Raw genomic sequence first — 1,926 nt, 5'->3', positions numbered from 1 at the left:
ACACCTTCATCCCCCCTCCGGCCGATGCCCTGCCATGCAGGTACACCGCGGACGGGCGTGCACCTCCCTGTTCTTCGGGGGAGGGTGAGGACTGCTTACTTCTTCTCCTTCTCCTCGACCGACCGTACAAAGGCCCGGATCTCCTCGACGTAGAGGAGGATTGCCTTCGCCTTCTGGTAGCCGAAACTGAAGGGGCGGCCGCTCTTCCCCACCGGGATGCTCAGGATGGGATTGCCTTTGTACTCGCCGACCTCGGGTTTGTCGAGGGATTTTTTCGGTGCCGGGGTTTCTTCTGGCATGGAGGAGGGATGAACGGGGGAGGAGATGAGGGTTTCGGGGGCGGGGTGGAAGTGGGGGGAGGAGATACTGCCTGCGGGCTTAGGACACACACCTCTCCTCCAAGGACGGTTTCATCAACGATTTTGCACAATTGTGCGGAGAGACTCCACTGAGATCGGATCTTTTCTCCTGTGGATCATCCTGTGGCAGTTGGCACAGACAGGCACAAGGTCTGTCTCTGGATTGACAGCGACTTCCCCTTCATAGGAGGCGACAGGGTTCTTATGATGGATCTCGATATAGCCCTCTCCGAGAGTGCCATAGGTCTCAGAAAAATCAAAGCCGCAGACTGCACACTTTGCCCCATGGACCCTCAACGCCTCTGCCCTCAGGCGTGGGTTCCGCTCATAGTAGGTCTGGACCCGCGTCCTCTCCATTCCTTCAATGTACTCTTCAGACTTCTGGTCCTCAACAAGAGGAACAGGTCCACCGCACTCATCCATGCCAATATCCAATGCCTGAAGGACAAATCTCGTCGGTTTTTCCCCTTTGTGGGAGAGGTATTGAAAACTCCCCAAGTATTTGAACGCAGAGTTGGGATACTCATTTTTCCGGTTCCGGAAAAAAACCAACAACTCGTTGCCGTCCTCTACGTGATGAACAATCTTTTTGTCAGTCCTTCCAGCCATCTGCCCATCAAAATTTAGGATCTGACCATCAAAGTCGTCAGAATAATCGGTCATGCCAGACGTTTTTTCTTTTGTTATGAATAACCAGACTGATGACCGAGCATCCCATGGAAATATCCCTGTATCTATGCGTGAGTCTGAAATGCCAAACTTTTCTTTCAAATCCTTACGAGAATAGATTTTAAGCAGATCAAGAGACTCTGAAGGCTTGGACATAGGATAGGATGGGGCAATACCCTGCAAAAATATTGTGATGTAATGATGAGCAGATCCCAAAGGGGAGGCAGGGGCAATAGCGGTGAGATCAGGAGATGGTGATCACTCCTTCTCCCGGCGTTCTCCCACTCATTCCAGCACGCCGGGGAGAGGGGCCGTCCTGTTTGCACCTGTGCACCGGTTTGCACGGGCCTGCACTTTGAAAATGCCACCAAACGGGGGAATTTTTGAATCGGGATTGAACATCCCGGCCCTTTCACCCCCATCTTCCCGATCGTTTGCACTCTGGCACAGATCACACACACAGTCACCCCCAGACCCGGAGAGATCCCCCGTGCTGTGTGTGTCTCTATTCTGGTGCACTATAGTACTATGAGAGAGAGATCTCTCTCTCCTCTCTCTATAATATTCAATCCAGGCCCGATCCTCCGCCTTTGTTTTTGCACTTTTCCGGTGCAAATCCAGTGCAAACGGGGTGCAAAAGTGCCATCGCGTGGCAGGACTCTTACAGCAGACCCTTCTTCTTTGCAGCAGTTTGCAGCAGTTTACGGAAGGTGCTGCAATTCAACGGGCGAAGGGATGAGGACAGATTCTGATTATCGGCCCTATTCGGCGACATCGCACGATCGTTTGCAGCATCGCGAATATCACACTCACCCGCACACACGGACACCGGGGGAGAGGGGTCACTGTGTGGGTGTGTGTTTTGCTGTAAGGTAGTACTGAGAGAGAGACGCGTCTC

The 1,926-nt window shown here is 52.9% G+C and carries 2 protein-coding genes; both read right to left on the bottom strand.

Going from position 1 to position 1,926, the window contains the following annotated elements:
• Positions 1-95: 95 nt before the first annotated feature.
• The gene (locus tag Q0520_RS03385) at positions 96-299 is read right to left on the bottom strand and encodes a hypothetical protein (RefSeq protein WP_298666602.1); all 204 of its coding nucleotides are present in this window, start codon (positions 297-299) and stop codon (positions 96-98) included.
• A 114-nt stretch (positions 300-413) separates the two neighbouring features.
• Positions 414-1,184 (bottom strand): HNH endonuclease, encoded by a 771-nt coding sequence (locus Q0520_RS03380; protein ID WP_298666599.1) that lies wholly within the window; start codon positions 1,182-1,184, stop codon positions 414-416.
• Positions 1,185-1,926: the final 742 nt, after the last annotated feature.

This window comes from uncultured Methanofollis sp. (assembly GCF_937919355.1).
Classification (GTDB): Archaea; Halobacteriota; Methanomicrobia; order Methanomicrobiales; family Methanofollaceae; genus Methanofollis.
The sequence above is the reverse complement of the archived record's forward strand: the minus strand, read 5'-3'. Positions and strand labels throughout refer to the sequence as shown.

Excerpts from the sequence above, each read along its gene's own strand:
- Q0520_RS03380 (WP_298666599.1), bottom strand. The coding sequence starts at position 1,184 with ATGTCCAAGCCTTCAGAGTCTCTTGATCTGCTTAAAATCTATTCTCGT.
- Q0520_RS03385 (WP_298666602.1), bottom strand. The coding sequence starts at position 299 with ATGCCAGAAGAAACCCCGGCACCGAAAAAATCCCTCGACAAACCCGAG.